The sequence below is a fragment of the Streptomyces oryzae genome, assembly GCF_017676365.1.
Lineage (GTDB): Bacteria > Actinomycetota > Actinomycetes > Streptomycetales > Streptomycetaceae > Streptomyces > Streptomyces oryzae.
The window spans coordinates 1-4,923 of the sequence record NZ_JADKMA010000315.1; the positions used below are offsets into that span (position 1 = coordinate 1).

The 4,923-nt window shown below is 70.0% G+C and carries 4 protein-coding genes and 1 tRNA gene; 3 read left to right on the forward strand and 2 right to left on the reverse strand.

Annotation, left to right across the window (positions count from 1 at the left end; all coding sequences use genetic code 11):
• Positions 1-242 precede the first annotated feature (242 nt).
• From ITI46_RS33160 to ITI46_RS33170, 3 genes are read left to right on the forward strand one after another with little or no spacing between them, the layout of a single operon-like run.
• A complete protein-coding gene (locus ITI46_RS33160; RefSeq protein ID WP_209243657.1) occupies positions 243-1,685 on the forward strand; it encodes a replication initiator in 1,443 nt (480 codons plus the stop codon).
• Entirely contained in the window at positions 1,682-1,885 is a 204-nt protein-coding gene (locus tag ITI46_RS33165) for a helix-turn-helix transcriptional regulator (protein ID WP_209243658.1), read from the forward strand. Before ITI46_RS33160 ends, ITI46_RS33165 begins: the two co-directional genes overlap by 4 nt.
• Positions 1,879-3,276, forward strand: a complete 1,398-nt coding sequence (locus ITI46_RS33170) for a tyrosine-type recombinase/integrase (RefSeq protein ID WP_209243659.1) — start codon at positions 1,879-1,881, stop codon at positions 3,274-3,276. Before ITI46_RS33165 ends, ITI46_RS33170 begins: the two co-directional genes overlap by 7 nt.
• Before the next feature lie 142 nt (positions 3,277-3,418).
• On the opposite strand, the gene ITI46_RS33175 is transcribed toward ITI46_RS33170, so the two are convergent.
• Together ITI46_RS33175 and ITI46_RS33180 are read right to left on the reverse strand one after the other, a co-directional pair.
• Positions 3,419-3,505, reverse strand: a tRNA-Ser gene (locus tag ITI46_RS33175).
• Between the two features lie 41 nt (positions 3,506-3,546).
• A partial coding sequence (locus ITI46_RS33180) for a S1C family serine protease (RefSeq protein ID WP_247746973.1) occupies positions 3,547-4,923 on the reverse strand: 1,377 nt, incomplete at its 5' end.

The window sequence follows — 4,923 nt, forward strand, 5'->3', positions numbered from 1 at the left end:
CGAGCAAGAACACGGCGAACCCATCACCCCCGACCGGCTCACCACCCGCCTGGGCATCGCACCCACACTCGCCGAGACGCTGCACGCGCGCCTCACCGCCTGAGCCGTCACTCCCTCGCCCTGACCGCCCCCGGGCTGGCCTCGGCCTGCCCTCGTGCGGCACCCCGGCCGGAACGCCGATCGCCTGCCAGCCACCGCGTTCCGGCCGGGTCCCCCTCCCGAACCCGGAAGGAGTCTTCAGGATGACAGCACCGTCCCCCACCCAACCCGAAATCGGGGAAGGAGTCCGGGACCTGCTCCGCCTTGCCAGCCTTGGCGGTATCGAGCGCGTCCCCGCCCAGGTCGAACGGGTCCGCGGCTGTACCCGCCCGATTCAGCTCACCGGCTACAGCGCCACCCTCGACGTGGACACCGGCGAGCCTCTGCACGTCTTCACGACCCTCGACGAGCCCACCGGCCGCATGCTCGTCCCCTGCGGCAACCGCCGCGCAAGCCGCTGCCCCTCCTGCTCCCGTCTCTACGCTGCCGACACTTTCCAGCTCATCCGCGCCGGAATCTGCGGAGGCAAGGGAATCCCGGAGTCCGTCCGCTCTCACCCCCGCGTCTTCGTCACTCTGACCCCGCCATCGTTCGGCCCGGTGCACGGAGAGCTCACCACCCCTGCCGGGAAGCGTCTGGGCTGTCGCTGCGGCGAGCGCCATACCAATGACGACACCAGGCTGGGCACGCCCCTCTCCCCCGAGACGTACGACTACGCGGGCGCCGTGCTGTGGAACGCGCACGCCTCGGCCCTGTGGGCACGCTTCACCACCTACTTGCGCCGTGAACTGGCTGCCGCCCTCGGCCTCACCCCCAAGGAACTCCGCGCCGTACTGCGCGTCTCCTTCGCCAAGGTCGCTGAATACCAAAAGCGCGGCCTCGTCCACTTTCATGCGGTCATCCGTCTCGACGGACCGGACGGAAGCGACAAGCACCCCCCGGCCAGTGCATCACTCGACGTGCTGACACAGGCGGTCCTCGACGCACGCGGCCGTGTGCGCCTGACCGTGGACTCCGACGCGTTGGGCGAGCGTGAGCTGTGCTGGGGCAAGGAGATCGACGTCCGCGAAATCGCCGCCTTCGGTAAGGGCGCTCCGCTCACAGACAAAGCCGTAGCCGGATACCTCGCCAAGTACGTGACCAAGGGCGCCGAAGCCATCGTCGGCAACCTCGACCGCCCAGTGCGCTGCCCCTCCTGCCGGGGCACAGGCACACAAGCGGACGCGGACTGCCCGGCATGCGAGGGCACCGGCAAGAACGCCCCCCTCACTCACCCCAACATGACCCGCCACGCCCGTCAGATGGTCCGCACCGCCTGGGACCTGGGCGCCCTTCCCGAACTCGCCCACCTGAACCTGCGCAAGTGGGCCCACATGCTCGGCTTCCGCGGCCACTTCTCCACCAAATCCCGCCGCTACTCCACCACCCTCGGTGCCCTCCGCGACGTCCGCCGCGCCTGGCGAACCGCCCAGACCCGCGCCCAACTCGGCTTCGCCGACCGGGACGAAACAACGCTCGTCGTGGAGTCCTCCTGGGCCTTCCTCGGCACCGGCTACACCCCCGGCGAGGAACTGCTAGCCGCCACCGTCCGCGAACAACGCGCCCTTGCCCTCCAGCTCAAGCACGAAGGGGAGGCGAGCCAATGACGCCTACAGCCGTGCGAGGCGAAACCCTGACCCTGCCCGAAGTGCTCGCCGAACTGCGCATGTCGCGAGCCGCCTTCTATCGCATGCGGGCACGCGGCAAGGCGCCCAAGTGCCTCAAGCTCCCGAACGGGCAGATCCGCGTCCGCCGCGCCGACCTCGACGCATGGTTCACGGACTGTGAGGAAGCCATCGCATGCTGACCTATGACGTTCAGGTCTGGGGCATCCGTAAGCGCGCGAACCGGGCCCGTGCCTACCAACTCCGCTGGCGTGTAGGAGCACAACCGCACTCCAAGAGCTACACCCTCAAGGCGCAGGCGGACGGGCGGCGGGCGGAACTACTCACGGCGCTCCGGAACCGCGAGCAGTTCGACACCGTGACGGGACTGCCCAGCTCGGAGCTGCATGAACAGCAGTCCCCGACCTGGTACGTGCACGCCTGCGCCTACGCGCTCATGAAGTGGCCCGACGCGTCAGCCAAGCACCGCGCGAGCATCGCGGACGCCCTTGCGACGGTTACCCCCGCGCTGGTGTCCGACTCACGCGGCGCCCCCGCTCCCCGCGTGTTGCGACGGGCGCTGTACTCGTGGGCATTCAGCTTCCGGATCGCCAAGGATGGCTCCCTCGTGCCCCGCACACAGCACGAAGAGCCTCCTCCGGAGATCACAGCGGCCCTCGACTGGATCGCCCGGAAGTCCATCAAGGTCAACGAGCTGGACACTCCCACAGTGCTTCGCCGCGCACTAGACGCCCTCAAGTTGAAGCTCGACGGCAAACCGGCTGCTGCGAACACGGTGCACCGCAAGTTCCCCGTCTTCACGAACTGCCTCCGGTACGCGGTGGAGCGCGAACACCTCCCAGCGCTCCCGCTCCACAAGGTGGACTGGAAGGCGCCCGAGACGGACGACGAAGTGGACTTCCGCTTCGTTCCTGGCCCGGCTCTGGCTCGGAGGCTGATTGCTGCGGCCGGCAGTCAGGGAAGGCGCGGCCAGCACCTCCACGCCTTCTTCGGCTGCCTGTACTACGCGGCCATGCGACCGGCCGAGGTCACCGACCTGCGCCTGACAAGCTGCACCCTGCCCGAGTCCGGTTGGGGGGAACTGGTGCTCTCCAGCACCTCGCCACAGACGGGCTCCGCCTGGACGGACTCCGGCGAGACCCACGACTCTCGGGGCCTCAAGAAGCGCGCACGCAGGGTCACCCGCTCCGTGCCGATCCCGCCCGTCCTGGTGCGCATGCTCCGCGACCACATCGCCACGTACGGCGTCGCCGAGGACGGCCGACTCTTCCGCGCCAGTCGCGGGGGACGCGTGACGAACAAGGAGTACGGCGAGATCTGGCAGGAGGCTCGCTGTGCGGTGCTCTCCGCCTCGGAAGCGGCCTCCCCGCTCGCAGAGGTCCCCTACTCGCTCCGGCACGCGGGCGTCTCGCTTTGGCTCACCTCTGGCGTGTCTCCTACCGAAGTGGCACGCCGCGCGGGCCACAGCACCGCTGTTCTGTACCGGTTCTACGCCAAGGTCATCTACGGCAGCCAGCACCAGTCGAACGAGAAGATCGAACGGGCGTTGGAGACTGCGGAGGGGACGGAGTAGGCCGGTGGCCCGTGGTCCACGGCTGGTCCACACACGCTGATCAACGACGGGATACAGGCGTACAGGGTGAGACACCCACACAGCGAAGGGGCACCACCCGCACGGTGGTGCCCCTTCATGAGCTGGGCCTTCATTCAGGCTGCGGAGGCGGTGGGATTTGAACCCACGGAGGTGTTGCCACCTCTACGGTTTTCAAGACCGCTCCCTTCGGCCGCTCGGGCACGCCTCCCCGCGTCGTCGGTGACGACGCGGGGACAGCCTAGCGTGTGGTCAGTCGTCACCCTTGCGGGAGCCGAGGGTCAGCTCGACGGTCTTCTCCTGGCCGTCGCGTTCGTAGGTGAGCTTGACCTTTTCGCCCGGCTGATGGGTCCAGATGGTGCCGATGAGGGTGGGGCCGCTGTCGATCAGCGTGTCGTCGAGCTTGGTGATGACATCGCCGGGCTTGAGGCCCGCCTTGTCGGCCGGGCCGCCCGGGGTGACCGGGTCCGAACCGCCCTCTCCGGTGTTGGAGATGGTGGCGCCCTTTCCGCCGCCGCCCAGCTCGACGGTGGCGCCGATCACCGGGTAGACGGGACGGCCGGTCTTGATCAGCTGCTCCGCGACCCGCTTGGCCTGGTTGGAGGGGATCGCGAAGCCCAGGCCGACGCTGCCGGACTGCCCGCCTTCCAGCCCGCCGCCACCGCCACCCCCGGGCTGGATGGCCGAGTTGACGCCGATGACGGCGCCCTGCGCGTTCAGCAGCGGGCCACCCGAGTTGCCGGGGTTGATCGAGGCGTCGGTCTGCAGCGCACTCATGTACGACGCCTGGCTGCCCTGCCCGTCGCTGGAGGCCACCGGACGGTTCTTCGCGCTCACGATGCCGGTGGTGACCGTGCCCGAGAGGCCGAACGGAGCGCCGATCGCGATGGTCGCGTCGCCGACCGCCACGTCGTTGGAGTCGGCGATCGGCAGCGGGTCCAGCTTGCGGTCGCCGAGGCCGCTCAGCTTGAGCACGGCGACGTCGTAGCCCTGCGCCTTGCCGACGACGTGCGCGTCGTACTTCTTGCCGTCGGAGAACGTCGCCGTCAGCTTGCCGCCCTGCGCGCCGTTGGCCACCACGTGGTTGTTGGTGAGGATGTGGCCTTCCTTGTCGAAGACGAAGCCGGTGCCCGTGCCCTCTTCGCCGCCTCCGGAGGACCGGATCGTCACGACGCTGGGCAGCGCCTTGTCGGCTATGCCGGCGACCGACTTGGGGGAGCGGTTCAGTTTCTTCGGGTCGGCTGAGGAGCTGATCGTGGTGGCGTCGCCGCTCGCACTGCGGTCGGCCGCCCAGAAGCCGATCCCACCGCCGATACCGCCCGCGACGAGCGCCGCCACGAGGACCCCGACGAGCACGCCGCTGCGCCGCTTTCCGCCACCCGGCTGCGGGCCGAGCGGGTCCGAGGGCATCGCCCACGGGTCGTGCGGCGGCATCCCGCCCCCGCCCGGGCTGCCGGGGCCCGCCGGACCACCGGGTCCGCCGCCGTACGGGGGCTGGGGCGGGGGCGTCTGACCGCCCGCCCCGCCCTGGCCCCAGCCGCCGGACTGCCCCGCGCCGCCACCGTCACCCGGACCGCCGCCCGAGCCCCCGGCCGGGTCGCCGCCGGACTGTCCCGGACCGCCCGGTTC

Bases quoted from the DNA above. Each gene is read 5' to 3' on its own strand.
- ITI46_RS33160 (WP_209243657.1), top strand. From the start codon at position 243: ATGACAGCACCGTCCCCCACCCAACCCGAAATCGGGGAAGGAGTCCGG.
- ITI46_RS33165 (WP_209243658.1), top strand. From the start codon at position 1,682: ATGACGCCTACAGCCGTGCGAGGCGAAACCCTGACCCTGCCCGAAGTG.
- ITI46_RS33170 (WP_209243659.1), top strand. From the start codon at position 1,879: ATGCTGACCTATGACGTTCAGGTCTGGGGCATCCGTAAGCGCGCGAAC.